Raw genomic sequence first — 25,911 nt, 5'->3', positions numbered from 1 at the left:
ACCGGCTATCCGTCTATGTTGGCGACCAACCCAGCGTCCGGTAGAAACCGTCAGCGCCGCGTCGGTGAGGGCCATCTAGGCCCCACCCAGGATTCGGTCAATGGGTTTTTTGCAGGAATATTTCAAAAGCTGGAAATATCCCGGAATTCCGCCATTCCGGATCAGCCGCTGGATGCTCTCACCCGGGAGCCAGTCAGAGCGCCCTTCGTAAAAAGCCTCCTTTAGCTCCCGGTTGCTGTCGAACAGAGGCGATTCCCATACCGGATTCGTCCCGCAGCGATTCCCTCAGAAGGAATCGATTCCCCTTGTCAGTGATTCTCGGACACCTTCTGCGCCTTGCGCATTATGGTTTCAAAGGAGGCGTCTTTGTCCGACACCATATCAATCAATGGAACCGCCCACCCGATCCCCGATGATCCGAGAATATCGCTGCTGGACTTCCTGCGGCAGGATCTCGGACTGACCGGCACCAAGAAGGGCTGCGACCATGGTCAGTGCGGCGCCTGCACCGTTATGGTCAACGGCGTCAGGATTAACAGCTGCCTGACGCTGGCCGCCATGCATGACGGTGACGAGGTCACCACGATCGAAGGACTGGGTACGCCCGAAGCTCCTTCCCCGCTGCAAAAGGCGTTCCTCGAACATGACGGCTATCAGTGCGGCTATTGCACGCCCGGGCAGATCTGTTCGGCGACAGCCATGCTCAAGGAACTGGCAGCCGACTGGCCGAGCGATGCCAGCGAGAGCCTGGAAGGCAAGATCGCGCTGTCGGGCGAGGAAATTCGTGAACGCATGAGCGGCAATCTGTGCCGCTGCGGCGCTTATGCGAATATCGTCGCGGCCATTCGCGAAGTTGCGGAGCAAGGCACATGAAGCCCTTTCAATACGCCCGCGCCCGAACACTCGTTGATGCAGCGCAGATCACGGCAAAAGATGACGCCATTCCAATCGCCGGCGGGACCAACCTGCTCGACCTCATGAAGCTTCAGGTCGAGACGCCCGATGAACTGGCCGACATCAACCGTATCGGCTTCGGCGAAATCGAGGACAGTGACGATGGCGGCCTTTCGATCGGTGCGCTGGCGACGAACACTGCAACCGCCGTTCATCTGCGCGTGCGGTCCGATTATCCCGTGCTGGCCCGCGCCATCCTTGCCGGGGCGACCCAGCAATTGCGCAACAAGGCCACCACCGGCGGCAATCTGTGCCAGCGCACGCGGTGCTATTACTTCACCAATATCGACCAGCCCTGCAACAAGCGCGAGCCGGGCAGCGGATGCGGAGCCATCGACGGCATTGCGAAGCTGCACGCCGTGCTTGGAACGAGCAGCCAGTGTATCGCCACCTATCCCGGTGACATGGCAGTGGCGCTGAGCGCGCTCGATGCGCAGGTCAAGATAGCCACACCTCAAGGCGGCGAGCGAACGGTCCCGGTGCGGGACTTCCATTGCCTCCCCGGCGACACGCCCTGGCGCGAGAATGTATTGGAAACCGGTGAGATCATCACAGCAGTCACCCTACCCCCTCCTGTCAGCGGCACACAGATCTATCGCAAGGTTCGCGAACGGTCGTCCTATGCCTTTGCGCTGGTATCGGTGGCGGCGATCATCGAACTGAAGGACGGCAAGTTTTCGCGCGCCGATCTGGCGTTCGGCGGGCTGGCTCACAAACCCTGGCATGACCCCCGGATTACCGAAGCGCTGGTTGGGCAGGTCCCTTCGTCCGAACTCTTCGACCGCGCTGCAGATATCCTGCTGGAAGACGCCCGCGGGTTCGGCGAGAACGATTTCAAGATTCCCCTGGCCCGGCGTACGCTTCACGCCGTCCTCGAACAAGCAACGGAGGACGCGGCATGACCGTCCATTTCAAACAGGACAAGCCAGACAAGGCCAACCGCCTCGACGATATGAAACAGGGCGTGCTGGGCAAGGCGCTGCCCCGTGTCGAGGGACTGGCCAAAGTGACCGGCACCGCGCCCTATGCGGCGGAATATACGATCGCCGATTGCGCGGAAGGCGTGCTGATTACCTCGACTATCACGCGCGGCGAAGTGACATCGATCGACAAGGATGCCGCGCTCGCGATGCCCGGCGTCATTGCCGTCATCGACGATCCACTTCTCACCACGCGCGCGGCTCAGGGAACGGCCGATGAAGCTCCGCAGCAGGAGCCGGCCACAGTGTGCTATTGGGGCCAGCCAATCGCTCTCGTGGTGGCCGAGACCTTCGAGCAGGCGCGCCACGCGGCCAAGCATCTCAAGATCGAGTACCGCGAGGAAGAAGGCGCCCCGCTCGACCCGCAGGCCGTAGAGCCCGAGGAACAGGAAGACGAGACGGTGCGCCAGGGCGATCTCGCGCATGCCATGGCGGAGGCCGCCCATGCAGTCGATGTAACCTATACAACAAAGGGCCACGCTTCGGCGGCGATGGAACCCCATGCCGCCATTGCCGAATGGGACGGCAAGACGCTTACGGTCCACGCATCGCTCCAGATGCTGAATTACAATATCAGCGAATTGGCCGATTCCCTGGATATGGATGAAGAAAACATCCGTTTGATCTCGCGCTTCGTTGGCGGCGGTTTCGGATCGAAGCTCGGCGTGAGCGAGGAAACCGTCGCGGCATCGATCGCGGCCAAGCAACTAGGGCGGCCGGTGCGCGTCGTCATGTCGCGTCAGCAGGTGTTCCAGTGCATCATGCGCCGTTCGGAAACCACCCAGCGGCTTCGCCTGTGCGTGGATAGCGATGGCAAGCTTACCGGCTTCGGTCACCAGGCGCTCGTTTCCAACCTTCCGGGTGAAACCTTTGCGGAACCCGTGCTGCAATCATCCCACTTCCTCTATGGCGGCGAAAACCGCGAACTGCTGTTGGAGGTGGCCCGCATTCATCAGATGACGGCCGGATCGGTGCGCGCGCCGGGTGAAGCGGTAGGCATGCCAGCGCTCGAAGGGGCGATGGATGTCTTGGCGGAAAAAGCAGGCATCGACCCGGTCGAACTGCGCCTGAAGAATATTCCGGACAAGGATCCCGAAGAAGGTCTGCCCTTCTCGTCGCACAAGCTGGCCGAATGTCTCAAGCAGGGGGCGGAAGCCTTTGGCTGGGACCATGGGCCGCGCAAGCCGCGACACACGCAGGAGGGCGAATGGTGGGTCGGCACCGGCATGGCAAGCGCGGCGCGGGTGCACAACATCGCCGAGGCAAAGGCACGCGTCACCCTGAAAGCCGATGGCAGTGCGCTGGTCGAAACGGATATGACCGATATCGGGACCGGCACCTACACCGTCGTGGCGCAGCTGGCTGGCGAAATGCTCGGCCTTCCGCCCGAAAAGGTGCTCGTCGACCTCGGCGATACACGTCATCCCCGCGGCCCGGGATCGGGCGGCAGTTGGGGTGCATCGTCAATCGGCTCTGCGGTTTATGTCGCCTGCATCGCCTTGCGCGAAGAGTTGGCGGACCGGATCGGCATCAAGGAAAGCGAGCTGGAGCTGTCGGACGGCAAGGCATCTTCGGGCGAAAGCCTGACCGCTCTCCTCGATGGCAAGGATCTTGCCCGCGAAGGCCATTACGAACCCGGCGATATCGAGGATGATTTCACCGCATCAGGTTTCGGCGCCTTTTTCGCGCAAGTCCGGGTCAACCGCTTCACCGGCGAAACGCGGGTCGACCGGATGCTGGGCGCATTCGGCTTTGGCCGGGTGCTGAACCACAAGACTGCCCGCTCGCAATGTCTTGGTGGCATTACCTGGAGCATCGGCGTAGCGCTTACCGAAGCGCTCGAATTTGATCCTACCGACGGGCATCTGGTGAATTGCGACCTTGCGGAATATCACGTGCCTGTTCACCGCGACGTGCCCGATCTCGACGTGATCATGGTGGAAGAACGCGATCCCGCAGCAAGCCCGATCCAGGCCAAGGGCATCGGCGAATTGGGTATGTGCGGAGGAGCAGCGGCGATTGCCAATGCGATCTACAATGCCTGCGGCGCGCGCATCTTCGATTATCCCATGACGCCCGATCGCGTGCTGTCGGCCATGCCGGACTGATGCTGAAGGAGCGTACCAAGGCCCTATCCCTGAGCGATGATCACGCCGCGCTGGCCGCGGCATGCAATCAGGGCGTGGGGCTGTGCACGATTGTCGGGATCGACGGCAGTTTCTCGCGCCGTCTCGGCGCCCAGCTTGCCGTCATGCCTGATGGAAGCACGCTGGGTAGTCTGGCGGACGGCTGCCTCGAAGCGCAGCTGGCCGCCGACATGCGCGCTCTGCAGCAGCCGGTGGTCACGCGCTATGGCCGCGGGTCGGATGTCATCGATTTCCGCCTGCCCTGTGGCAGCGGGCTCGATATCCTGCTCAACCCGGCACCGGATCGGGGCGCCTGCCAGCGGGCCATCGAACGTCTCGCCGGACGCCAGTCTGCCAGCCTGAAGCTTCCCGGCATCTCCCCGCTTAAGGAAAGATGCTATATTCCCGCGCTGCGGATTGCGGCTTTCGGAGAGGGGCCGGAACTAGCCAAGCTGGGAGAACTGGCACAGGCGCTCGATATCGATCTCGATTGCCGTGATAAAAGCCGGCTCTCGCTCGGACAGAAGGCCTCCGGCTGCGAATTCGATCGCTGGACGGCCGCGCTACTGCTGTTTCACGATCACGAATGGGAACTTCCCTTGCTGGAGCAGTCGCTCGGCAGCGACGCCTTCTATGTCGGCGCGCAAGGGGGCGAAAATGCGCGCATAGCCCGGACCATGGCGCTGACGAAGCGCGGGGTTGCGGAAGAACGGATCGCGCGCATCCACAGCCCGATCGGACTGATCCCCTCCTGCAAGACCCCTGCCTCGCTCGCCCTGTCCGCTCTGGCAGAGATCGTGGCGGAATATGAACGGCTCCATGCCGCCGCCTGACCGGGATACAGCGCTTATACTCCTCGCTGCTGGTCGCAGCGAACGGTTCGGAGGCGACAAACTCTCGGCACACTTTCGCGGCAAGCCCTTGTGGGAATGGGCCGCATGCTGCGCGGAAGAGGCCGGGTTTGCGCATCTTTATCTGGTTGTCGGCGACCATTCCAAGATCCGCAGCCGCCGGAACTGGCACACAATCGTCAATCCGGATGCTGCCCGCGGGATGGGGACTTCGATCGCGGCGGGGGTCGCAGCCGCGGCCGAGCATCGCCGGATCGTTATCGCGCTGGCGGACATGCCGATGGTCGATCCCGATCATCTTCGTCTGCTTGCAGCCGGAGAAGGCACTGTCTTTACGCGCCAGACAGACGGTTCGGCGGGTTGCCCGGCCGCCTTCGACCGGGCCAGCTTCGGCGCCCTCCGCACTCTCGATGGCGATCGCGGAGCGCGGAGCCTGTCACTGCCGGATGCGCGCATCATCGATCCTGGCGAACATGCGCTGGTAATCGATATCGACACCCCGTCCGAACTAGCCCGCTACCAGGACTAGGTGCGCACAGCATAATCGAGGTTTCCGCGATGAACCGTTTGGTCACCGCTGGTTTCGGGCATGTTTCACTACGGGACATCCCCCACACGCGCCCCCTGCGACTCACTTAATCGCGTATTTTCTAATCAAGAGAAAATGAAATCACCCCCGAACTTCGAGTTTCGGGTCGCGCAGGATCAAACGATGCAAGAACAATCGATCACGACTACGCAAGAGTCGGATAACCACGCATATCGCTATGCGAACACCAAACCGCTTACCGTCTTCGCTCTGGCCGCAGTAGCCGCGGTCGGCGCTCTGGGTATGGTCTGGGGCGCTCAGTCCGCGCTGGCCAATGCGACGGACGAAGCGGCCATCGCCAGTCCGCCGGATCTCAAGGCGTTCATCGGTGCCATCGAAGATCGCGGCGAAGCGATCATCAATCTCACGGCTCTGGATACGTCAGAGACCGACGAAGGTAAGCGCCGCTTTTCCGGCGAAAATACCGATCACGATCAGCCCATCGACCAATCTGTCTAAAATACTGTCCTGCACCGCTACGCTCCTGCTTCGCGAAGCTGCAGGCGGTCGCAGAATATATTGAAGGCACCATTTCGTAACAGGGTTACCGGGGGGTTAACCTTTTGCGCGAACTGATGGCGGCAGGCGGCTCATGTGCACGGCCATGATGCCAGCCGCGATTTACAAGCAATCAAGGTTCACCCCAATTGAATTACTTTGAGCCCATCGGGAGCGCACGGTCCCCCGAAAGTCAGGAATTCTGGAACAGGCACCGCAACAAGGTGCGCAGGCGGTATCTCGTCGCCTTGGCGTTCGCGCTGGGGTGGGTGCTGCTGAGCATCTGGATGTCGCTTCCCTGGCTGTCGGACCTCGGCAATCTCGCCACTCCTCTCATCGCGCTCTTTGTGCTGACCTTCATCGCCTATGTACCAGGCTTCATGAATGCCTTTCTCCTCGTCAGCCTGGTGCTGCGGCCCCAGTCACGACGAGAAACCCCGGCCAGTTGGCCGGGTATCACCATTTTGGTCGCCGCCTATCAGGAAGAAGAGCTGATCGGTGCCACCCTGCAAAGCATCGCCCAGCTTGAATATCCGGGCGAGCTGGAAATCCTCGTCATGGACGATGGATCGACCGACCGCACATCCGATCGCGTGATCGAAAACAAGGCGCTGTTCGACGGTCTCCCCAACATGGACCTGCGGCTGGTCCGCGAAGTGCAGAACCGCGGCAAGGCGCGCGTGCTCAATCACGGCCTCGAACTTGCCAGCCACGAACTCATCGTGACGATCGATGCCGACACGCTGCTGGAAAAAGGCTGCATCGTCAGCCTGATCGAACATCTGGTCGCCAGCCCGCCCGAAACCGCGGCTATCGCGGGGACCGTCTTCGTCGCCAATCACGACGACAGCTGGATCACGCGCGCGCAGCAGTGGGACTATTTCCACGGCATCGCCGCGGTCAAACGCATGCAGGGCATGTATTACGGAACGCTGGTCGCGCAGGGCGCCTTCTCGATCTATCGCAAGCAGGCGGTGATGGATGTCGGCGGCTGGCCCGATACGGTCGGAGAGGACATCGTCCTGACGTGGTCGCTGCTGCGGCGGGGGCTGGTCGTGCGCCATGCCGAAGACGCGATCGCGTGGACCAATGCGCCCAAGACATTTGGCGAACTGGCCAAGCAGCGCAAGCGCTGGGCCCGCGGCATGATCGAAGCCCTGTCGATCCACAAGGCGCTCCTGGCCAAGCGCAACCTGCGCACGATGCTGATCTGGTGGAACCTGCTGTTCGTCAGCATCGATCTCGTATTCACACTCGCTTTCCTGCCTGGATTGGTCCTCGCAGTACTGGGAATTTACTGGCTCGCCGGCCCGATCACCCTTCTGGTGCTCCCGCTGGCGGCGCTCTGGAACGTGGTGATCTTCCGCATCCAGACCCGGATGCTCAAGCGGATGGATGTGAAGATGGAAAAGAGCTTCATCGGCTTCATCCTCTACGCTTTCATCTACCCGCTACTGATGCAGCCCGTGTCCGTCTGGGGCTACTTTGCCGAACTCTTCGGAGGCAAGAAACAATGGAACTGAAATTCGCCCTGCGCGCAGCAGCGGCGCTGTCCGCGCTGTGCCTGTCGCCCGCGCATCTCTCCGCCCAGGATCTGGAATCTGCCCCGGCGGCAGGCGCCGAGGTCTTTTACTCCAGCGACAGCGATGACACCGAAATCGTCCGCACGGCGATCGATCTCGATATCGCGAACCGCGGCGAGGATAGCCGCTATGGTATCAGGCTGGAAAAGGCCTGGTACGATCCGTCCGGCACGGGGACGCGCGAAAAGGAACGCGTGTTTCTGCGCGCGGCCGACGTATCGGGCGACTGGACCTGGTCGGCGCTGGTAGGCACCGATGGCGATACGGTCATCGGCTCCGTTTCTGTTCACGATGAAGCCCCATGGCGCAAGGAAGCCTTCATCGAGCGCGATATCGTGGCCACTCCGCGCGGGCTGGACGAAGGCATCTATTCGACGTTCGGCGGCGCCGCGATCGACATTCCGGTGGACGATAGGAACATTTTCACCGTTCTCGGCGGCGTCCAGGAATTTACCGGCGATAACGTCAGGCTGCATGCGCGGGCCAATTATGTCCATGTGCTCGATCCGGAACTGGGCCTGAGCGCTCAGCTGCGGACACGCTATTTCCATTCGAGCGAACCGAACGAATTCGATTACTATTCCCCGCGCTATTACGTTCAGGTGCTGCCGGTCGCCCAGCTGCGGCGCTTCGTTTCGCGCTGGGAACTGGTCGGCGCGGTCGGTGTGGGCGTGCAGAAAGATGCCGCGTCCGACTGGCGCAGATCGGACTTTCTCAACCTGCGGGTTCGCAGCCCCAGAAACGATCGCAACTGGCAGGTGCAGGCGGATCTCATCTATACCAGCCAGCCCGGCGACAACGCGGTATCGGGTGGAGACTATAGCTATCTGCAGACCCGAATCGGGGTGCTGCGCCGCTTCTGACAGGCTGAAAATCCGGCTGGATTGTGCGGTCTAGCTGTCAATGATCCGGCCAATTTGCAGCGGGCGGAACGGATCAAATCCGGACTGCAAGCTGCCGTCTCATACGTGTTCCATTCTGGGGCATGAGAGACGTCGCCCTAGTCGAAGGTTCGCTTTTGATTACCCCTATTGGCTATCGAACAACGAGTCGAAAACCTGGCAGATACGTAACTGCAAAGTTAGTTCGCATCACGAATACTATGCCTGCCGGGGCAATAAGAAAGGGAAGCACAACTTAGCCAATTGGGGGGCTCACACCATGCTAACGGCATCTACACGTGTTTCACTAATCTGTTCCAGTTCCATCCTTAGCGAAGGGCTGAAGTCCATTCTCCTCGACGAGGATTTCACCGTCGTCGGCCAGCACAAAAGCTGTGCGGCACTGATCAGCGCAGTCCAGCGGGACGCGGCAGAAGTCGGTATGGTCGTCGTGGATTCCGACGCGATGCGCAATGTCGCAAAGGAAATCGTCGCCATCCGGGAAGCGCTGCCCCGGGCACGCATCGTGGTCCTGCACGAGGATCTGACCGTCGCTTCGCTGATCGAAGCGTTCGATTCCGGCGCAGACGGGTACATTCTGAAGGAAACCTGCTGCGAATCCCTGGTTAACTGCCTGCAACTCGCCGCGCGCGGGGAAAAGGTCGTTCCCGGGGAACTGGTGCACCAGCTCCCGCAGCTCGCCGGCGCCACTGCCGATCAGGCACGGGCCGAAGGCGAACTTTCGGACCTCCTCTCCGAACGCGAGATCGCGACCCTGCGGTGTCTGGTAATGGGCCACCCGAACAAGGTCATCGCCCGCCGGCTCGATATTGGCGAAGCCACGGTCAAGGTGCATGTGAAGGCCATCCTGCGGAAATTGAACGTGCAGAACCGCACGCAGGCAGCGATCTGCGCGGTCAATCATGGTGTGCAGGCAACCTTGCCCGCACCCAGCCAGCCTGTCGCTGCGAAAAATGCCGACAGCGCCCGTGAACTCGAACAGGTCTGCGAGAGCAATCTCGCCAAGCCATTCATGCTCGCGGACAAGCGCAGCCAGCTTCACGCGCTGAGCGCATAGGCCCGGCGCCGCCGGATCGACCGCGGATAGTTTTTAGGGGGCCGGCAAAGCCGCAGACTTTTTTCGACCCCGGTCGGGGACGAAGGGTCTGCGGCCTTACCCGTCCAGACGAGGCTCCCGACGCGAAGACCGCCGATCCACTCTTCCGGTTAAATTTGGGTCAGCGACACACGGGCCAGCGCCCGTTCTCCACTCCCATTCCAGCAAGTTGGAAATGCAATGAAGATCACGATGATCGGTGCCGGCTATGTCGGCCTGGTGTCAGGGGCATGCTTTGCCGATTTCGGGCACGAGGTCGTCTGCGTCGATCTCCATCAGGGCAAGGTCGAGGCGCTGCAGAACGGCCAGATCCCGATATTCGAACCGGGCCTCGAGCAATTGATCCGCCGCAACGCCGCGGCAGGGCGGATTTCCTTTACCACCGATCTTGCGCCAGCGGTGGCCCGCGCGGACCTGGTCTTCATCGCGGTCGGCACGCCTTCGCGGCGCGGAGATGGACACGCGGACCTCAGCTTCGTGCATGCGGCCGCCGCGGATATCGCCCGCGCGATCGAAGGCTTCACCGTGGTGGTCACGAAGTCGACCGTGCCCGTGGGCACGGGTGACGAGGTTGAGCGCATCATCGCGGACACGCGCCCGGATGCGGATTTCGCCGTCGTGTCCAATCCCGAATTTCTGCGCGAAGGCGCCGCGATCGAGGATTTCAAACGCCCGGACCGGATCGTGGTGGGCTCCGAAGACCCGCGCGCACTGGAGGTCATGCGGGAAGCCTACCGCCCGCTGAGCCTGAACAAATCCCCGATCCTGGAGATGAACCGGCGCTCGGCCGAACTCACCAAATATGCCGGCAATGCCTTCCTCGCCACCAAGATCACTTTCATCAACGAGATCGCCGATCTGTGCGAAAAGACCGGGGCGGATGTCCAGCAGGTGGCGCGCGGCATCGGTCTCGATAACCGGATCGGGGGCAAGTTCCTTCACGCAGGCCCCGGTTATGGTGGCAGCTGCTTTCCCAAGGACACGCTCGCCCTGCTCAAGACCGCGCAGGATTTCGAAGCGCCGCAAGCCATCGTGGAAGCGGTGGTGCAGGTCAACGACAAGCGCAAGCGGGCAATGGGGCGCAAGGTTCTCAATGCAATCGGTGACGATGTGCGCGGCAAGGTCGTCACCGTGCTGGGCCTGACATTCAAACCGAACACCGATGATATGCGCGACAGCCCCGCCATCGCGATCGTCCAGACCCTGCAGGATGCCGGCGCCGTGGTGCACGCCTATGATCCCGAAGGCATGGCCAATGCCAGCGAAGTCCTGTCGGACATCCATTATTTCGACGATCCCTACGATGCGATGGAAGGCGCCGAAGCCCTCGCCATCGTGACCGAATGGGACGAATTCCGTGCCCTCGATCTCGCCCGGGTGCAGGCGAGGCTCAAGGGGCTGGTGCTGGTCGACCTGCGGAACATCTACGATCGCGGCGAAGTCGAAATGCTCGGTATCAAATATGTCGGCATAGGCCGCTGACCACGGCGGGCATGGATGGGGCCGCGGCTGTATCCTGCGCATCTCCAGCGGATGGCCCGCGCAGGCGTGACCCATCCGGATAGCAGCCTGTTCAATCGTGGTATCTCGCATGCCTAGGCGCTGGGGCCGCCTCCGCTGGTGTACCCTTGGCTGAGCGATTCTTACGGGCGCCGGGCGCCGTGGACACGACAGGGTGCGCAATGCCGAAAGCCATGTTTGTCATTTCGGGCCTTGGCGCGGGCGGCGCGGAGAGGGTGGTCTCGCAGATCGCCTCGCACTGGCAGGCGCGCGGGGTGGAAGTCGCCATCGTCAGCTTCGACCGGGCAGAGGACGCCGAATTCCACCATTTCGATCCCGCCATTACCCGCCACCGGCTGGGGCGAACCGGCGGGAACCGGGTCTCCGGCAAGCTGGCCAAGCTGCACAATCTGGTCGATCTGCGCCGCTTGCTTCGGGAGGACACCCCCGATGTGATCATCCCCTTCCTCACCAAGAACAATCTCATCGCTCTGCTGGCCTCGCGCAGAATGGCGATCCCGGTCATCTGCTGCGAGCGCAACAATCCCGCGCAGCAGCAGAAGCACCCGGCCTGGAACGCCCTGCTCGCCCGGGCCTATCGCCATGCGCGGCTCATCATCTGCCAGACAGAGGCGGTGAAGCGGTGCTTCCCCAGAGAGGTGGGCGACCGCCTGCGGGTCATCCCCAACCCCATCAGCGCGTGGCCCACCGCGCGCCCGGTCACTCTGCCCCGGACCATCGTGGCGGTCGGGCGGCTGACCGAGCAGAAGGGCTTCGACGTCCTGATCAACGCCTTCGCCAGCCTTGCCGCGGTTACCGACTGGCAGCTGCAGATCTTCGGCGAGGGGCCGCTGCGCGGTGCACTCGAGGCGCAGATCGCCCGGCTGGGGCTGTCGGGCAAGGCGGGGCTGATGGGCACCAGCGCGGCCCCGGGCGAATGGGTCGGCAACGCCGGGCTTTTCGTGCTGTCCTCGCGCTATGAAGGCTTTCCCAACGTGCTGGGCGAGGCGATGGCGGCGGGCCTGCCGGTGATCGCCACCGACTGCGATTTCGGCCCGGCCGAACTGGTCGCGCATGGCCGCACCGGCCTGCTGGTGCCGACCGGCGATACGGATGCCTTGGCGCGGGCCATGGCGGATTGCATCGCCAGCGAGGATCTGCGCCGCCAGCTGGGTGCCAATGCGGCCAAGGCCATCCGCAAATTCGCGCCGGAATGGGTGATGCAGCAATGGGACGCAGCCCTTGCCGAAGCGCTGTCGACGCACACCCCGCCTTCCCCGGCGGCCTACGCCAATTCAAGGGAGCCTGCCGAATGACCGAGCCGTTCCGGATGCTGCTGACCTCCGCCGGGCGGCGGGCGGGTCTGCTCGACTGCTTCCGTTCTTCCGCCGCCCGCATCGAGACCGCGTTGGAAATCCACACCTGCGATCTCCATCCCGAACTCAGCGCGGCCTGCGCGCTGGCGGATGCGCGCTTCGCCGCCCCGCCCTGCACCCATCCCGACTACATTCCCATGCTGCTGGATTATGCGCGCGATCACGGCATTTCGCTGATCGTGCCGACGATCGACACCGAATTGCAGCCGCTTGCCGAGGCGCGCGAGGAATTTGCCGCCATCGGCACCTATGTCCACGTCTCTTCCCCGGAGACGATCGCGATCGTGCGCGACAAGAAGCGTACCATGGAAGTGCTGGCCGCGGCGGGCGTGCCAGTGCCGCGCACCGCGACGCTGCAGCAGTTCCGGCTTAACGGCGATGGGTGGGATTGGCCGGTATTCGTCAAACCCGTCTCGGGCAGCGCCAGCCGGGGGATCGCGTGCATCCACTCCAAGTCCGAATTGCAGGATAGCTATCCCGAACCGATGCTGGTGCAGCAGGCGCTCAAGGGGGACGAATACACGGTCAACCTGTTCGTCTGCGATGGCGGCTTCATGCATCCTGCCGTGCCGCATCTGAGAATGTCCATCCGCGCCGGCGAGGTCGAGAAGGGCCGCACCGTGCGCCGGGCCGAATTCGAGACCATCGCGCGCAATCTGGCGCGGGCGCTGCCCGGCGCGCGGGGCGTGATGTGCTTCCAGCTGTTCGACGACCCCCGACTCGGCCCCCGCGTGATCGAGATCAACGCCCGCTTCGGCGGCGGTTACCCGCTGGCCGACCGCGCCGGTGCGCGCTTTGCCGAAAACGTCCTGCGTAGCGCCATGAAGCTGCCGCTGACCACGCGCAATTGCTGGCAGGATGGGGTGACGATGCTGCGGTACGACCATGCCATCTTCGTCTGAGGCTGGGCAGCCGGGCGTCCTCGTCTTTGATCTCGACGACACGCTCTATTGCGAACGCGATTTCGCCTTCAGCGGGTTTGCCGCCGTCGAAGCGCATCTCGCCCGCCTGCACGGAGATGCCGTGGTCCCGGGCACCTGCCGCGCCCTGTTCGAAAGCGGGATACGCCGCGCCATCTTCGATTGCGCGCTGGAGCGGTTCGGCATCGCCGGCGGCCCGGACAGGATCGCAGAGCTCGTCACGCTCTACCGCCATCACCGCCCGCAGATCGCGCCGTGTCCCGACACTTCCCGCTTTCTGGAGACGGACCCGCGCCCCCGGGCGATCATCACCGACGGCCCCGCCGCGATGCAGCGCTCCAAGATCGCCGCGCTCGGCATCGGCCCCCTCTTCGGCCTGATCATCCCCACCGGCGACTTGCCGCCGGGCATGGGCAAACCCCACCCCCGCGCCTTCGAACAGGTCATGGCATGGTCGGGCAAACCGGGGCCGGACCATGTCTATGTCGCGGACAATCCGGCCAAGGATTTCATCGCGCCGAAGAGGCTGGGCTGGCGCACCGTCCAGATCGACCGTGCGGGCAGAGTGCATGCCCCCGAACCGCCTTCCCCCGATCATGCGGCAGAGATACGGATCGCCTCGCTCGACGATCTCGCCGATAAGCTTCGCCTGAAAGCCCGGGCCGGATTCGCCTAACGCCTGCCGAACCCGGGAACGGCAAAAGCGCGGCGTTCGCCCCCAACCATCACCAGCACGGTGCGCAGGATGATCTGGCTGTCGAGCCACAGGCTGCGATGGTCGATATACCACAGGTCGAGCGCGACCTTTTCGTCCAGCGTGAGCAGCGTGTTGCCGCTGACCTGCGAAAGGCCGGTGAGGCCCGGCCGCACCGCGCCGCGCAGCCTGCCCTCCTCGCCCATGGCGGCAAGCGTCTTGGGCAGCAGCGGGCGCGGCCCGATGAAGGCCAGATCGCCGGAGACGACATTGACCAGGCTGGGCAATTCGTCGAGCCGCGTGCGCCGCAGGAAATTGCCCAGCCGCGTGGTGCGCAGGGGATCGGGCAACAGCGCGCCGTCCACACCGCGCAAATCCTTCATGGTGCGGAACTTGACCAGCGTGAATCCCACCCCGCCGCGGCCCGAGCGCACTTGCCGGAAGAGCACCGGCGATCCGAGCGAGAGCCACACCAGCACGCCCAGCAATGCGAGCACTGGCAGCGCCAGCACCAGCAGGCCGAGGGCAAGGACACGCGCAACCACCGGCCCGCTCACCGCCTAATAGGAATAGCCATCGCGCGCCGCCTGCTTGCCGCGGAACAGCCGCATGACCCGCTCGCGCAGCGTGGGCGAAGCCTCGTAATTGTCCGAATAATAATCGGATGCCGCGACATAGAACTGGATCGCATCGCCATATTGGCGCCGCGCATGTTCGGCGTAATCGACATGATCGAACACCACCCCGTCGGCCCGGCCTGACAGCGTTTCCAGCGTCGCGCTCATCTGTTCGATCGTGGTGCGGCCCCAGCGCGACACGACCAGCGTGTGGTCGGTGAAATCGCACATGGCGCGGGCATCGCGCACGGCCAGCGCGGCAGGCGCGTTGATGATCAGGAGGTCGAAATGCTGCTTGAGCGCGGCGAGCAGGTGCCGCAGCCTTTGCGCGGTCAGGATGGCGGCGGGATTTTCCACCGGCCGCTTGGCGCTCAGGATCACAATGCGGCCGGTATCCTGGGCAAAGGCATTGTCGATATCCTCCGGGCTGAGGCCGTCCGGCGTATCGAGCATGGGCTTGGCCTCCGGGTCCTGGAGCAGATCGTCGAGGCTGGCACGGCCCGACAGCACGTCCACGATATCCGGCGTGTCGAGATTGGCCTGCACATCCTTCAGCAGGCCCTTCATCCTGAGGTCGAGATCGACCAGCACCACGCTCTGCCCCATCACCTTGGCCGCGGCGGCCAGCGTCAGCGACACGGTGGATTTGCCATCATTGGGCAGCGGGCTGGTGATCAGCACCGATTGCGATCCGGCATGCGTGCGCAGCCCGCGCATTTCGGAATAGATCGATCGCGCGGCCTCCGCGAACAGCGAGTGCGGGTCCTGGATCACCGGGCTTTCGGCGATCTTTTCGGACAGGCCCGCCTCGATGCGCGGCAGCATGCCCAGCGTGGGCAGGCCGAAATGGCGCGATACATGCGCCGAGGTCCGCAGCCTGCCATCGGCCAGTTCGATCCCCAGCGCCATCATGATCCCCAGCACCGCCGAACCGAGCATGGCCATCACCGTCATCTTTGCAGGAGCGGGGGAAATGCGGTCGTAATCGGCCACCGCGGGGGACACCACGGTGGTGTTCACGCCTTCGAGCTGCATCTGCGCGCGGATCTGTTCGATCCGCTCCACGATCGAGGAGAAGGCCGAATTGGCCAGCGCATCATCACGCTCCAGCTCCGCGAGGCGGACCGAGTTGGAATTGTTCTCGAAAGCCTTGGACTGGACCGATGCCAGTGCGCCCTGCAGACGGCCGGCGCGCGCGGCATCCTGTGCCGCCTGGCTGCGGGCCATTTCGCGCATCTGCGCCGCTTCCGCATTGGCCACGGCCTGCGCCGCCGCCCGGGCATCGGCCCGCTGGCTGGCCAGCGCCGATTCCACCGAAGACAATTCGCTGGTGACGCGCGCCATATCCGGATGGCCCGAACCGAAGGTCGCGCCCAGCCGGGCCTTTTCAGCCAGCAGAGTGGCCTGCTGCTTTTCAAGCTGCTGAACCGCGGCGGAAGTGGCCTGCGCGGTGCTGCGTAGCCCCGCGGCACCGGCGATGACCGCGCTGCGCGAAGAGGAACCCGCGCTATTGGCACTGGCCGATGCCGCCTCGGCGGCGATCTGGTTCATGTAGGACAGGTTTTCATTCGTCCCGAGGCCGAACGGCATGCCCGCATCGCGGCGAAATTCGGCCAGCGCGCTCGATGCGCTGCGCGCCGCTTCCTCGCGCTCGTCCCGTTCGGTCAGCAGCGATTGCAGCAATTGCTCGCGCTGCTCCGTCCCCCGGCGGGTGCGCACCTTGGACACCGACAGCGGATACTGGTTGGCGATGCGCGCGGACAGTTCGGGCGATCCCGATGTGATGGTGACCTGGATCAGGTCGGAGGCAGGTTCGCTGGTGACGCTCAGCATGCCCAGCAGCGTGTTGATCGCGCGGTGCATCTTCACGCTGCCATCGGCGGGCGCGCCCATTTCCTTGAGGAAATCCGGATCGTCGAGCAGGTCGAGATCGTTCACCACCGCTTCGGCCGAGGACCGTGATCGATGCAGACGCACGGCATTGGACACGCGCACTTCGTTGCGGTTGCTGATGTCAGCCTGGTTGGTGCCGACCTCGTCGATCAGCTGGACCTGTACCTGCGAGGTGGAACTGTAGCGATTGGGCGACAGCAGCTGGTAAGCCAGCACCGGCAGGGTAATCAGCGCGATGACGATCAGGATCATGCGCTTGTGCCGTTCGACAAGCCGCACGAAGTCGCGCATCGACAGCGTGTGATGCGCCACCGTTTCGGGACGATAGTTCCACTCGAGCCGCCGTTCCGCTGACAGAGCGCCGGCCGTGTCGTTGACTTCCACCAGATTTGCCATGCGATTTTCCAGCCCCATTGCGCTTCTGCCGAAGCCTGCACGCGGTGATCTATCCTGCCGGTGACAATGCGCTGTTCGCGGGGTTTTTTCGCCCTATCATCGGTATCGGCGGCGGCTTTTACTGGGTAGCCATTTTGATATGTCGGCGGCCCTTGTTGGGCGGCCTTTACGAGCGGGGCGGCGCGGTGGGATTGCGCCCGCGGTCCGGCGCCGGCGTCAGAACCGCAGCCTGACGCCCACCCCGGCCCTGAAACGGCTGTATTCATCGAGCGGGTCGTCGCTGCTGCGCGATCCATAGGCCGCCTCGCCCACGATCGACATGCGGCGATTGGCCAGATATTCGATCTCGGCTGCGGCCTGCCAGCGCTCTTGGACGGGGGATTGGATGGGCGCCGGGCCGCCGCCGGCGAATTTGTAGCGTTCCCATTTCACCCGCGCCGAGCCGAGCAGATTGTGGCGGATCTCCTGATCCACGCCGAGGCCGATATTGGTCTCGATCCGGGTCGATGCCCCGGTGCGGAAGGAAGTGACATCGCCGTTGAAGAGATCGAGATTGATCGCGGTGCGCGGGCGCGGGCGATAGGTCAGTCGCCCCTGCAGCGAAAAGCCGGTGCGGTTGTCGCGCGCCGGATCGTCGGCTTCGACATGGAAGACGCCCGCCCCCACCCTGCCCTCGATCAGGCCGCCATCGGCAAAGCGGATGCCCAGCAGCGCCCCGGTGGTCGCCACGTCGCGGTCGGCATTGGTGACGGGATCGAGCAGGCGAAAATGGCGCCGCGTGTAATAGCCGGTGCCGGTGAAGAACAGCGGGCCGCCCGGCCGATAGCCCAGCGTCACACGGCCCGAATACAGATCGTGATCGCGGTCGGCATCGCGCAGCGCAAGCGCGTCGACATTCTGGGCATCGCCCACCACTTCGAGCAGGAAGCGCGAACCGCTGCGGGTGTAGCCCACCGATCCTCCCGCGATGCGGTAAAGGCGCGGGCCGATGCCCTGGATGCGGCGGGATTCGGGATCGCCGCGCACTTCGATCACGCGGTCGACATGGCCGCTGGCATAAAGCGTTTCCCCGCCGCGCGGGCTCCACTCGCTCGCCAGACGCACGCTGGCGGCATCGGCGTCCTCGCTCTCGAATTCGGCATGGCGGCGCAGATCCAGCCGGGTGGACAGCACCGTAGTCAGCGCACCGGCCCGGTGCCGGATATTGGCATAGGAGCGGATGATAGCGATCGCATCGCTCGCACCGTCTTCCGGCTCGGCGAAAAGGTTGCTGTCATAAAGCAGCCGGGCTTCGCCGCCCACGTCCAGGGTGATCGGGCCGATCACCGTCCGATCAAGTGGGTGTTCGGTGCCTAATCCGGACACTCCCGGGGCGGTCGAACCGATCTCCTGCGCCGATCCGGAGCCCGGAAAACCGGCCAGCGCACAGCCCGCCGCCGTCGCCAGCAAGCCGCGCCGCAGCGTCATCAGAACCACCTCTCATAGACCCGGATCCGGTCCCCCGGCAGGATTGGTGTATCCTCCCCGGCCCGCATCCTGACCTGCTGACCTTCGACGGAACGGACGATCTCGACCTCGCCTTCCTTGGCGCGGTAGGTATAGCCTCCGGCGGCGGAAATAGCTGAAAGTACAGTCATTCCCTGGCGATAGGTAAACTCGCCCGCCCCCTTCACCTCGCCGATGACATAAAAGGGACGAAGCGCTCCGGGTTGGACCGAAATGATCGGATCGGTGAGGACATTGCGCGCCCGGTACCCGTCGGCGATCTTCCGCTCGATCTCGCGCAGACCCAGCCCCGCCACCGCGACTTCCTGCAGCAGCGGGAGCGAGATCATCCCCCCACTATCAATGACATAGGAACGATCATTCTGCTCGACATCCTGAATGGTAACCAGCAGCTCGTCCCCCGGCTGCATCCGGTAATCACCTATCTCCGCGCTGGAGACGGGCGGCAGGTCGGAGAGCGAACCGGTGCATGCAGCAAGGAATGTCAATCCGGCGAGGCAAAGCAAAGCTCGCATCAGGGTCTTGATATTGTTCATGTCTTTGCCTTTCCTAATCGTTGCATCCGCGCCCGTTCATCGAGCGCACTCCCACAAGGCATCCGCCATCACCGCCATGTCGCTTTTGTCGAGAGTGTGATCGACGAGCAGCATGATCGTCCGCTCGCCCAGCGCATGGGCATTGGGCAGACTGGCATCACGCCGGCAATCGAGGTTCTTGAGGGCAAGCTCGAGGCTCATGTCGGGACAGGAGCCGGTGCCGCACGGAATACCCCTCTGAACCAACCGTTCGATCAGGGCCGCGCGCCGTCCCTTCGGGTCTTTCACACAAGGGCGCAGAAGGAGGTAGAACTTGTACCACGCATGGGTGATGCCTTCCGGAGGCACGGGCACTGTCAGCAGAGGATGTTCCGCCAGTGCCTGAGCGAGATATTTCGCATTGGCCGTACGCGCAGCGAGCCAGGACGGCAGCTTGCGTAATTGCGCCCGGCCGATGGCCGCCTGCATCTCCGTCATCCGTGCGTTGCTGCCCAAGCTGTCGTGAATGTAGCGGAATTGTCCGACCGCGGATTTGCCATCGGCAAGCTTGCGCGGATTCTTACCATGATCTTTCAGTGACCACGCCCGCTCGTGGGCCGTCTCATCGCGCATCACCAGCAATCCGCCTTCTCCGCCGGTCGACATGATCTTATCGGTGCAGAAGGAGAAGGAGGCTGCATCGCCGAAGGTGCCGACCTTGCGCCCGCCGATCGCGGCACCGTGAGCCTGCGCGCAATCTTCGACCACAAGCACGCCGTGCCGGTCGCAAATCTCGCCTAGCGCAGCCATGTCACAGGGCCATCCTGCCAGATGCACGCAGATCACGGCCCTGGTCTTGTGAGTGATAAGCCGTTCCACCGACGCCGGATCGATATTCTGCGATGGGGAAAGCACGTCGGCAAAAACCGGCCTGGCCCCTATGGCGGCCACACAGCTGGCGGTAGCGAAGAAACTGCGCGCCGGTACGATCACTTCATCACCCGCACCAATGCCAAGCGCCCGCAAGGCAATCTCCAAGGTCACCGTGCCATTGGCCATACAGATCGCCTGGCGCGCACCGAGAAACTGGGCGAATTCGCTGGCGAAGCCCGCGCATTCTTCGCCGTGGATCAAGGCATTGACCTTACCGCAGGATAGGACGGCGTCCACCGCCGCGCGTTCATCGGCGTCGAACCTCGGCCAAGCGGAACACACCCCGCGGTGCGATGTTGTCAGAGTTGCTGCATCAGCGGTCATTGATCGCCTCCGCCCGATAAGCCCGTTCGAACAATTGCGAGAGATCCGCTGCGGAAGAGTAAGACAGAAGGTCTTCCTCCTTCCCGCTCGCCGGATAGCGGGCAAGGCCGTGAACTAGCCGCACGATGCCTTCATCATCACCCGATTGGGCGCGCTCGGCGATGAGATTGATGGCCATGGTAATGAAGGGGAGCGCTATGGGGCGGGAGCGCGCTTCGAAAATGCCTTCGATCCCCGATTCCACCTGCTCCTCGCAGATGTCGAACAGTTCTTCGTAGAGCTTTTCACCAGGTCTCAGACCAACGAACTCGATTGGCACGTCTTCCTCGGGCTCCAGCCCATATAGGTTGATCATGCGCCGGGCGAGGTCGACGATGCGGACCGGCTTGCCCATATCCAGAACGAAGATGGAGCCTCTCTGCATCCTCGATTCCAGCGCGCTTGAACTGCTCAGGAGGATCAGCTGCACCGCCTCCCTGACAGTCATGAAGAACCGTTCGATATCGGGATGCGTGACCGTCAGCGGCCTTCCTTCGCGCAGCTGACGCTCGAACAGGGGAACGATCGATCCGCTCGACCCCAGCACATTGCCGAAACGCACCGTCATGAAGCGCGGCGCGCCCTGGTCGTCGACCCCGCACATGTCCAGCGCCTGGCAATACAGTTCGCCGACCCGCTTGGTCGCTCCCATGACCCCGATCGGATTGACCGCCTTGTCGGTCGAAACCTGGACCATGGCTTTGGCGCCGTAGAGGCACACCGCATTCGAAACGATCCGCGTACCGATGATGTTCGTCATCGCGCCGGCTGATGGATTGGCTTCGACGATTGGGACATGCTTCAGCGCGGCGGCGTGAAAGACGATCAGCGGCTGGTTGCTCTCGAACACGCGGTTGACCGCCGCGGGATCGCAAATGCTGCCAATCTCGGCGACCACCTCGAGATCGGGATGCAACTCCCGCAGGCTCATCTCGATATTATAGAGATTGAATTCGCTGGCATCGAACAGAACCAGCCTTGATGGCTCGATCTGGGCAATTTGTCGGCACAGCTCCGATCCGATCGTCCCTCCTGCGCCCGTTACGAGGATGCTGCGACCGGCAATCTGACGCACGACACTTTTGGCATCCAGTTTGTACTCGCTACGACCCAGCAATTCCTCGATCGGCAGACCTGCGTTGGTGGGATCGGATGAATGCTGGAGCAGCTGCGCCCAAGGGTCGCGCACCCTGCACACTTCCACCTGCCGCTCGCGACAGGTGTGGATGATCCGCGCGACATCGCGATTGCTGAGAAAAGTGCCGTCATCGCAGACAATGACATGATCTGGCAGATTGTCCTCGAACTCGAGCCGCCGAAGAACTGCGCCCAGTTCGTATTGCCCCCCAAGCACCGGGATATCGTCAACCCGTTTCAGGGAATCTTCCTGACGGGGAAGCAGAACTCCTTGTATCTCGACCGACGAGCCCTGATCACCCTGCGCAAAGTCGATCGAAACCCGCGCCCATTGCCAGGATCCGATCAGTATTGCTTTCTTGCGCACCTTGGCCTTCGGCCTTGCGCGATGCGCCGTCCGCCGCCTTTCCGTATACTGCCTCTCGACCCGTCGCATCATCCGTACACTCAGCATCCCCAGCGTGGCAAAGGCCCACTGGATCAGTCCTACCGGAAGCAGAGACAAAGCCTCGGCACGCGTTTCGCGGAATGAAAAAACAATGATCCAGGCTAGGAACAAGCCGCCCAGGATGACCAGGCCGAGGAAGCTCGAATGGGTGAAATCCATGAACCGCCAGCTGCGCTTGTAAAGGCCGGCGATGGCAAAGGATGCGGTCGCGATAGACCCAAACACCAGGCTGAAAATGCCGAAGCTCCCCCACGGACCGAATGGCTGGACCGGCAGGAGGTTGAGCGCTGCGTAAAGGGTCAGGAACAGGATCGTAAAATCGATGGAAATGACCACGAGATCCCGCATCAGTCGGCGCAGCTTGCGCCGCCGCATCGGCATCAGCCATCGGGCCTGTTCGGCCTCGAGATATGCATCCCTGCTCTGAATCCTGTTATCAGGCTTGTTCATAAGCTTTGGCTCGTTGCTCTGCTGCCCGCACCTGCCAATTGGTAAGGTGCGGCAGCTCTTCGATGCATCCGAGACTAGAGCAGCCGGCCCAAGTGGGAGCCTGTGCAAGCAGGCAATATCCGGATTAGTCGCAGTCCGTCCTTGAGCACCCGGCAAGGATATGATGCGATCATTCGGCTAGGTCTTTCTCTCCTTTCAGGAGGCCAAGGTCCCTAAAAATCCCGTTTCACATATCGAAAGGATGATAGCCGTCTGCCGCTGTTGTCGAAGCACGTATATTGCTCACATATCCGGACGATGATTTGCGGACATACCCCAGCATCACGGGTCAGCGGCCCTCCGCGCCAGCTTTTTGTCGTGACTCTTTTAGAAGCGCCGAGGTGGCGGGCGCGATGAAGGTGCTGGTGTTCTCCAGCCTCGCTTACTCCCTCGTCAATTTTCGCGGCGACCTGCTGAAAGCGATGATCGACAACGGTCACGACGTGATCGCCTGCGCGCCAGACCGCGATGTTGCGACCGAACGCAAATTGGCCGAAATGGGTGTCGAGTTTCACCTGACGCCCATGCAGCGCACCGGGACAAGCGTGCTGTCCGATCTACGGCTTCTTTTCAGCTACGTTCTGGCGATCTGGCGACACAAGCCCGACATCGTCCTCGCATACACTCAGAAACCAATAATATATGGAGGCACAGCGGCAAGATTCGCCGCGGCGGGCGGAAGCAAACCTCGCTTCTACGCGCTGATGTCAGGTCTGGGCCAGGTATTCAGCACGGACGCTGATTACCCAGGATGGCTGCGGGCTGCGGTAGTCAGGCTCTATCGGACAGCGCTTGCACATGCCCGGACAACCTTCGTTTTTAATGCCGATGATCGCGATGACATGATGGCACTGGGGATCATCAATCGCCAGCAGAGGGTAGTCAAAGTGCCAGGTTCCGGCGTCTCGCTCGAACGTTTCCCGCCCTCCCCTCCCGTGACGCAGCCGATCCGCTTCCTGCTGATTGCAAGGCTGATGCGCAACAAGGGCATCTTGGAGTTTCTGGAAGCCTCACGGGTGGTTCGGCAAACCTATCCCGGCTGTCAGTTTCAGGTAGTCGGTCGCTGCGAGGATGAAAATCCTTCTGGTATCTCTCATGAAGAGAGCCACCAGCTGGCAGCGCAGTACGGAGTGGAGCTGGTGCCCGGAACCGACGACGTGAGGCCTTACCTTGCGGCATGCTCGGTCTTCGTGCTTCCATCGTATTACCGGGAGGGTCTGCCGCGCACCATACTCGAGGCGCTGGCCAGCGGTCGGCCGATAATCACGACAGATCTACCAGGTTGCCGTGATGCCATTCGACCAGGCCACAACGGCATGCTGGTTCTTCCGCGCAGCGCGGAAAGTCTGGCGGAGGCGATGAAGAAATTTGCGGCAGATCCATCTCTTGTCGAGCGAATGGGCTCGGCCTCTCTCGAAATCGCTCGTGAAATTTACGACGTGCGCAAGGTCAACCACCAGCTCCTCGGCGAAATAGATCTGCTACGATCCTCAAATACGCAAACGCTACAAGATGTCGCGCACTCGGACCGTCATTCGCAAAAGCAGCTTCGCGTGAGAGCGGAGGGCTGAAAGCCATGCCGAAGGCCGCACTCGTTGGATGCGTAGGCAGCACAGAACTTGCTGCTCGAATGTTGGCCCACGCTCCTGACTGGTCGCTCGATCTGATCGTGACGCTTGAGCTGGCGGCGGCTTCGCGTCATTCGGACTTCGTCGACCTGGCGGATGCTGCGTCGCAATCTTGTGCGGAACTTTTTCGGACACTCAATTCGAACAGCCCGGAAACGCTTCAGGCGATTGCCAGCGCGAATGTTGATTTCATCTTCGTGATAGGCTGGTCGCAGATCTGCCGTGAACAATTCATGTCGCTCAAGCCCGACAGGATCATCGGCTATCACCCGGCCGCCTTGCCGCGTTTGCGTGGGCGAGCGGCCCTGCCCTGGACCATCTTGCTGCAAGAGCCCATTACGGCCGGGTCGCTGATGTGGCTGGGACAGGGGGTGGACGACGGCGACCTGCTCGACCAGGAATTCTTCCATGTCGCTCAGGACGAAACGGCTGAAACGCTGTATGAAAAGCATCAGGGCGCGTTGGCACAGATGCTTGAAAGATCGCTGGCCAAGATTGCCATAGGTGACATCGCTCGTCAGCCGCAGGATCCGCGCTACGCCACCTATGCAGCCAAGCGGACACGCGAAGATGGGTTGATCGACTGGAATGACAGCGCAAACGCCATTGACCGTCTGATACGTGCCGTGGGCAAACCGTATCCCGGCGCCTTCACGTTCAATAAGGATGACCGCTTCACGATCTGGCGCAGCAGCGTCCTTCCCAGCGATCGAGTCCACCATGCGATTGCAGGGCAGGTGGTAGAACGAAGCGAAGACCATTTCAGTGTGATGACCGGGGGCGGATTGTTGAGAGTTCACGATTGGGAAACGGCATCTGGCAAAGCGCCGAAACAGCACGCCGTACTCGGAGGAACCGGCTTTTGAAACTGTCAGAGCAGTTCGGCCGCGTGCTTGCCATCGCACCGCATCCTGACGACGAGATACTTGGGTGTGGAGGCACGCTTGCACGGCTCGTTGCGGAAGGCGGCGAAGTCACGATCGCGATTGCCACCACCGGCAAGCAGCCGACCTTCCCACCCGATCAGGTGGAGCAGGTGCAGGAAGAGATGCGGCGCGCCCATGCCATAATCGGCGTCGGCGACACCCGCCTTCTCGATCTTCCGGCCGCTGCGCTCGACACGATACCAGCCAGCGACTGCAACGCGCCCTTCGCCAATCTCGTCGAAGAGATCAGGCCGGATACCTTGCTGCTACCATTCGTGGGCGATATTCATCTGGATCATCAATTGACTTTCCTCGCATCCATGGTCGCCGCCCGCCCGCGGCACGACCGGGCGCCCCGTCAGATCCTGTGCTACGAAACGGTCAGCGAAACGAACTGGTACGCCGCTCCAACGACCCCTGCTTTCGTACCCAATGTGTTCATCGACATCACCGACACGATTGAGCTCAAACTCGAGGCATTCTCGGCGTTCAAGAGCCAGGTCCGCCGCTTCCCCGACGAACGCAGTCCGGAAGCGCTTCGAGCGCTGGCGGCAGTCCGCGGCTCTACGGTCCATTTACGGGCAGCGGAGGCTTTCATGCATGTCCGCTCGATCCACAGGCTCTAAATTCAGGCGCTATCTTGAATTCGCCATTCAGCGATTATCTTTCCGAAAGCTTTGCCCAAACTCGCACTTCGGGAATATAATTGCGCATTTCACCCTCTTTTCTGCACGTGTCGCCAAATTGGCCAATGAAAAGATTCAGCGGCATTTGGTGGATTGCGAAAAGCTCCATATCGGCAGTCGGCGTCATTGGACTTCTTAAGGGTGTCGTTCGTCACAGGCGGATTGAAGATGCAGCACATTTCTCGGAAGGATGGGCCAGGTAAAATAAGACCGGAGCGATCCGCTCTTGCTCTATCCACGTTGTTACTCCTTGCAGCTTGTGGTTCAGGCGGGGATTCCCAGCCACCTCCCACACCGAGCCCGTC

At 62.4% G+C, this 25,911-nt stretch carries 23 protein-coding genes; 17 read left to right on the top strand and 6 right to left on the bottom strand.

Annotated elements, in window-relative coordinates; translation table 11 throughout:
• The 14 genes from ACI2I1_RS15485 to ACI2I1_RS15420 all read left to right on the top strand — a co-directional run.
• On the top strand, positions 1–225 hold a 225-nt coding region (locus ACI2I1_RS15485), incomplete at its 5' end, for a hypothetical protein (RefSeq protein WP_404679847.1).
• Between the two features lie 120 nt (positions 226–345).
• The gene (locus ACI2I1_RS15480; protein ID WP_404679846.1) at positions 346–873 is read left to right on the top strand and encodes a 2Fe-2S iron-sulfur cluster-binding protein; all 528 of its coding nucleotides are present in this window, start codon (positions 346–348) and stop codon (positions 871–873) included.
• Positions 870–1,856, top strand: a complete 987-nt coding sequence (locus ACI2I1_RS15475) for an FAD binding domain-containing protein (protein WP_404679845.1) — start codon at positions 870–872, stop codon at positions 1,854–1,856. The genes ACI2I1_RS15480 and ACI2I1_RS15475 overlap by 4 nt, the downstream gene beginning before the upstream one ends.
• Positions 1,853–4,042, top strand: a complete 2,190-nt coding sequence (locus ACI2I1_RS15470) for a xanthine dehydrogenase family protein molybdopterin-binding subunit (RefSeq protein WP_404679844.1) — start codon at positions 1,853–1,855, stop codon at positions 4,040–4,042. The genes ACI2I1_RS15475 and ACI2I1_RS15470 overlap by 4 nt, the downstream gene beginning before the upstream one ends.
• Positions 4,042–4,893 carry an XdhC family protein gene (locus ACI2I1_RS15465; RefSeq protein WP_404679843.1) on the top strand — a complete coding sequence of 284 codons (852 nt, stop codon included), beginning with the start codon at positions 4,042–4,044 and terminating at the stop codon, positions 4,891–4,893. Before ACI2I1_RS15470 ends, ACI2I1_RS15465 begins: the two co-directional genes overlap by 1 nt.
• On the top strand, positions 4,868–5,440 hold the full coding sequence (locus tag ACI2I1_RS15460; RefSeq protein ID WP_404679842.1) for an NTP transferase domain-containing protein: 573 nt from the start codon (positions 4,868–4,870) through the stop codon (positions 5,438–5,440). Before ACI2I1_RS15465 ends, ACI2I1_RS15460 begins: the two co-directional genes overlap by 26 nt.
• 183 nt (positions 5,441–5,623) lie before the next feature.
• Positions 5,624–5,959: a hypothetical protein gene (locus ACI2I1_RS15455; RefSeq protein ID WP_404679841.1), complete on the top strand. Its 336-nt coding sequence runs from the start codon at positions 5,624–5,626 to the stop codon at positions 5,957–5,959.
• A gap of 188 nt (positions 5,960–6,147) precedes the next feature.
• Positions 6,148–7,521: a glycosyltransferase gene (locus tag ACI2I1_RS15450; protein WP_404679840.1), complete on the top strand. Its 1,374-nt coding sequence runs from the start codon at positions 6,148–6,150 to the stop codon at positions 7,519–7,521.
• A complete protein-coding gene (locus ACI2I1_RS15445) occupies positions 7,512–8,444 on the top strand; it encodes a hypothetical protein (RefSeq protein ID WP_404679839.1) in 933 nt (310 codons plus the stop codon). The genes ACI2I1_RS15450 and ACI2I1_RS15445 overlap by 10 nt, the downstream gene beginning before the upstream one ends.
• Before the next feature lie 298 nt (positions 8,445–8,742).
• Positions 8,743–9,540 (top strand): LuxR C-terminal-related transcriptional regulator, encoded by a 798-nt coding sequence (locus ACI2I1_RS15440; protein ID WP_404679838.1) that lies wholly within the window; start codon positions 8,743–8,745, stop codon positions 9,538–9,540.
• Positions 9,541–9,759: 219 nt separating this feature from the next.
• Positions 9,760–11,061 carry a UDP-glucose/GDP-mannose dehydrogenase family protein gene (locus tag ACI2I1_RS15435; protein ID WP_221543224.1) on the top strand — a complete coding sequence of 434 codons (1,302 nt, stop codon included), beginning with the start codon at positions 9,760–9,762 and terminating at the stop codon, positions 11,059–11,061.
• A 200-nt stretch (positions 11,062–11,261) separates the two neighbouring features.
• The gene (locus tag ACI2I1_RS15430) at positions 11,262–12,395 is read left to right on the top strand and encodes a glycosyltransferase family 4 protein (RefSeq protein WP_404679837.1); all 1,134 of its coding nucleotides are present in this window, start codon (positions 11,262–11,264) and stop codon (positions 12,393–12,395) included.
• The gene (locus ACI2I1_RS15425) at positions 12,392–13,357 is read left to right on the top strand and encodes an ATP-grasp domain-containing protein (RefSeq protein WP_404679836.1); all 966 of its coding nucleotides are present in this window, start codon (positions 12,392–12,394) and stop codon (positions 13,355–13,357) included. The genes ACI2I1_RS15430 and ACI2I1_RS15425 overlap by 4 nt, the downstream gene beginning before the upstream one ends.
• On the top strand, positions 13,341–14,051 hold the full coding sequence (locus ACI2I1_RS15420; RefSeq protein WP_404679835.1) for an HAD family hydrolase: 711 nt from the start codon (positions 13,341–13,343) through the stop codon (positions 14,049–14,051). Before ACI2I1_RS15425 ends, ACI2I1_RS15420 begins: the two co-directional genes overlap by 17 nt.
• On the opposite strand, the gene ACI2I1_RS15415 is transcribed toward ACI2I1_RS15420, so the two are convergent.
• From ACI2I1_RS15415 to ACI2I1_RS15390, 6 genes are all read right to left on the bottom strand, one after another.
• Entirely contained in the window at positions 14,048–14,626 is a 579-nt protein-coding gene (locus ACI2I1_RS15415; protein WP_404679834.1) for a sugar transferase, read from the bottom strand. The two genes, ACI2I1_RS15420 and ACI2I1_RS15415, sit on opposite strands and share 4 nt — an antisense overlap.
• 3 nt (positions 14,627–14,629) lie before the next feature.
• A complete protein-coding gene (locus tag ACI2I1_RS15410) occupies positions 14,630–16,975 on the bottom strand; it encodes a GumC family protein (RefSeq protein WP_404679833.1) in 2,346 nt (781 codons plus the stop codon).
• A 216-nt stretch (positions 16,976–17,191) separates the two neighbouring features.
• Positions 17,192–18,442 carry an outer membrane beta-barrel protein gene (locus ACI2I1_RS15405; RefSeq protein ID WP_404679832.1) on the bottom strand — a complete coding sequence of 417 codons (1,251 nt, stop codon included), beginning with the start codon at positions 18,440–18,442 and terminating at the stop codon, positions 17,192–17,194.
• The gene (locus ACI2I1_RS15400; RefSeq protein WP_404679831.1) at positions 18,442–19,017 is read right to left on the bottom strand and encodes a polysaccharide biosynthesis/export family protein; all 576 of its coding nucleotides are present in this window, start codon (positions 19,015–19,017) and stop codon (positions 18,442–18,444) included. The genes ACI2I1_RS15405 and ACI2I1_RS15400 overlap by 1 nt, the downstream gene beginning before the upstream one ends.
• Before the next feature lie 36 nt (positions 19,018–19,053).
• Positions 19,054–20,253 (bottom strand): DegT/DnrJ/EryC1/StrS family aminotransferase, encoded by a 1,200-nt coding sequence (locus tag ACI2I1_RS15395; RefSeq protein WP_404679830.1) that lies wholly within the window; start codon positions 20,251–20,253, stop codon positions 19,054–19,056.
• Entirely contained in the window at positions 20,243–22,327 is a 2,085-nt protein-coding gene (locus ACI2I1_RS15390; RefSeq protein WP_404679829.1) for a polysaccharide biosynthesis protein, read from the bottom strand. The genes ACI2I1_RS15395 and ACI2I1_RS15390 overlap by 11 nt, the downstream gene beginning before the upstream one ends.
• Before the next feature lie 392 nt (positions 22,328–22,719).
• On the opposite strand from ACI2I1_RS15390, the gene ACI2I1_RS15385 reads away from it, so the two are divergent.
• From ACI2I1_RS15385 to ACI2I1_RS15375, 3 genes are read left to right on the top strand one after another with little or no spacing between them, the layout of a single operon-like run.
• Positions 22,720–23,937 (top strand): glycosyltransferase family 4 protein, encoded by a 1,218-nt coding sequence (locus tag ACI2I1_RS15385; protein ID WP_404679828.1) that lies wholly within the window; start codon positions 22,720–22,722, stop codon positions 23,935–23,937.
• Between the two features lie 59 nt (positions 23,938–23,996).
• Positions 23,997–24,860, top strand: coding sequence for a methionyl-tRNA formyltransferase (locus ACI2I1_RS15380; protein WP_404679827.1), 864 nt, complete (start codon positions 23,997–23,999; stop codon positions 24,858–24,860).
• On the top strand, positions 24,857–25,546 hold the full coding sequence (locus ACI2I1_RS15375) for a PIG-L deacetylase family protein (RefSeq protein ID WP_404679826.1): 690 nt from the start codon (positions 24,857–24,859) through the stop codon (positions 25,544–25,546). The genes ACI2I1_RS15380 and ACI2I1_RS15375 overlap by 4 nt, the downstream gene beginning before the upstream one ends.
• Positions 25,547–25,911: the final 365 nt, after the last annotated feature.

The sequence above is a fragment of the Qipengyuania sp. NPDC077563 genome (assembly GCF_044901345.1).
Taxonomy (GTDB): Bacteria; Pseudomonadota; Alphaproteobacteria; order Sphingomonadales; family Sphingomonadaceae; genus Qipengyuania; species Qipengyuania aestuarii.
This window is presented reverse-complemented; position numbering and strand designations above follow the sequence as displayed.

Excerpts from the sequence above, each read along its gene's own strand:
- ACI2I1_RS15480 (WP_404679846.1), top strand. The coding sequence starts at position 346 with ATGGTTTCAAAGGAGGCGTCTTTGTCCGACACCATATCAATCAATGGA.
- ACI2I1_RS15475 (WP_404679845.1), top strand. The coding sequence starts at position 870 with ATGAAGCCCTTTCAATACGCCCGCGCCCGAACACTCGTTGATGCAGCG.
- ACI2I1_RS15470 (WP_404679844.1), top strand. The coding sequence starts at position 1,853 with ATGACCGTCCATTTCAAACAGGACAAGCCAGACAAGGCCAACCGCCTC.
- ACI2I1_RS15465 (WP_404679843.1), top strand. The coding sequence starts at position 4,042 with ATGCTGAAGGAGCGTACCAAGGCCCTATCCCTGAGCGATGATCACGCC.
- ACI2I1_RS15460 (WP_404679842.1), top strand. The coding sequence starts at position 4,868 with ATGAACGGCTCCATGCCGCCGCCTGACCGGGATACAGCGCTTATACTC.
- ACI2I1_RS15455 (WP_404679841.1), top strand. The coding sequence starts at position 5,624 with ATGCAAGAACAATCGATCACGACTACGCAAGAGTCGGATAACCACGCA.
- ACI2I1_RS15445 (WP_404679839.1), top strand. The coding sequence starts at position 7,512 with ATGGAACTGAAATTCGCCCTGCGCGCAGCAGCGGCGCTGTCCGCGCTG.
- ACI2I1_RS15440 (WP_404679838.1), top strand. The coding sequence starts at position 8,743 with ATGCTAACGGCATCTACACGTGTTTCACTAATCTGTTCCAGTTCCATC.
- ACI2I1_RS15435 (WP_221543224.1), top strand. The coding sequence starts at position 9,760 with ATGAAGATCACGATGATCGGTGCCGGCTATGTCGGCCTGGTGTCAGGG.
- ACI2I1_RS15430 (WP_404679837.1), top strand. The coding sequence starts at position 11,262 with ATGCCGAAAGCCATGTTTGTCATTTCGGGCCTTGGCGCGGGCGGCGCG.
- ACI2I1_RS15425 (WP_404679836.1), top strand. The coding sequence starts at position 12,392 with ATGACCGAGCCGTTCCGGATGCTGCTGACCTCCGCCGGGCGGCGGGCG.
- ACI2I1_RS15420 (WP_404679835.1), top strand. The coding sequence starts at position 13,341 with ATGCCATCTTCGTCTGAGGCTGGGCAGCCGGGCGTCCTCGTCTTTGAT.
- ACI2I1_RS15410 (WP_404679833.1), bottom strand. The coding sequence starts at position 16,975 with ATGGCAAATCTGGTGGAAGTCAACGACACGGCCGGCGCTCTGTCAGCG.
- ACI2I1_RS15405 (WP_404679832.1), bottom strand. The coding sequence starts at position 18,442 with ATGACGCTGCGGCGCGGCTTGCTGGCGACGGCGGCGGGCTGTGCGCTG.
- ACI2I1_RS15400 (WP_404679831.1), bottom strand. The coding sequence starts at position 19,017 with ATGAACAATATCAAGACCCTGATGCGAGCTTTGCTTTGCCTCGCCGGA.
- ACI2I1_RS15395 (WP_404679830.1), bottom strand. The coding sequence starts at position 20,253 with ATGACCGCTGATGCAGCAACTCTGACAACATCGCACCGCGGGGTGTGT.
- ACI2I1_RS15390 (WP_404679829.1), bottom strand. The coding sequence starts at position 22,327 with ATGAACAAGCCTGATAACAGGATTCAGAGCAGGGATGCATATCTCGAG.
- ACI2I1_RS15385 (WP_404679828.1), top strand. The coding sequence starts at position 22,720 with ATGAAGGTGCTGGTGTTCTCCAGCCTCGCTTACTCCCTCGTCAATTTT.
- ACI2I1_RS15380 (WP_404679827.1), top strand. The coding sequence starts at position 23,997 with ATGTTGGCCCACGCTCCTGACTGGTCGCTCGATCTGATCGTGACGCTT.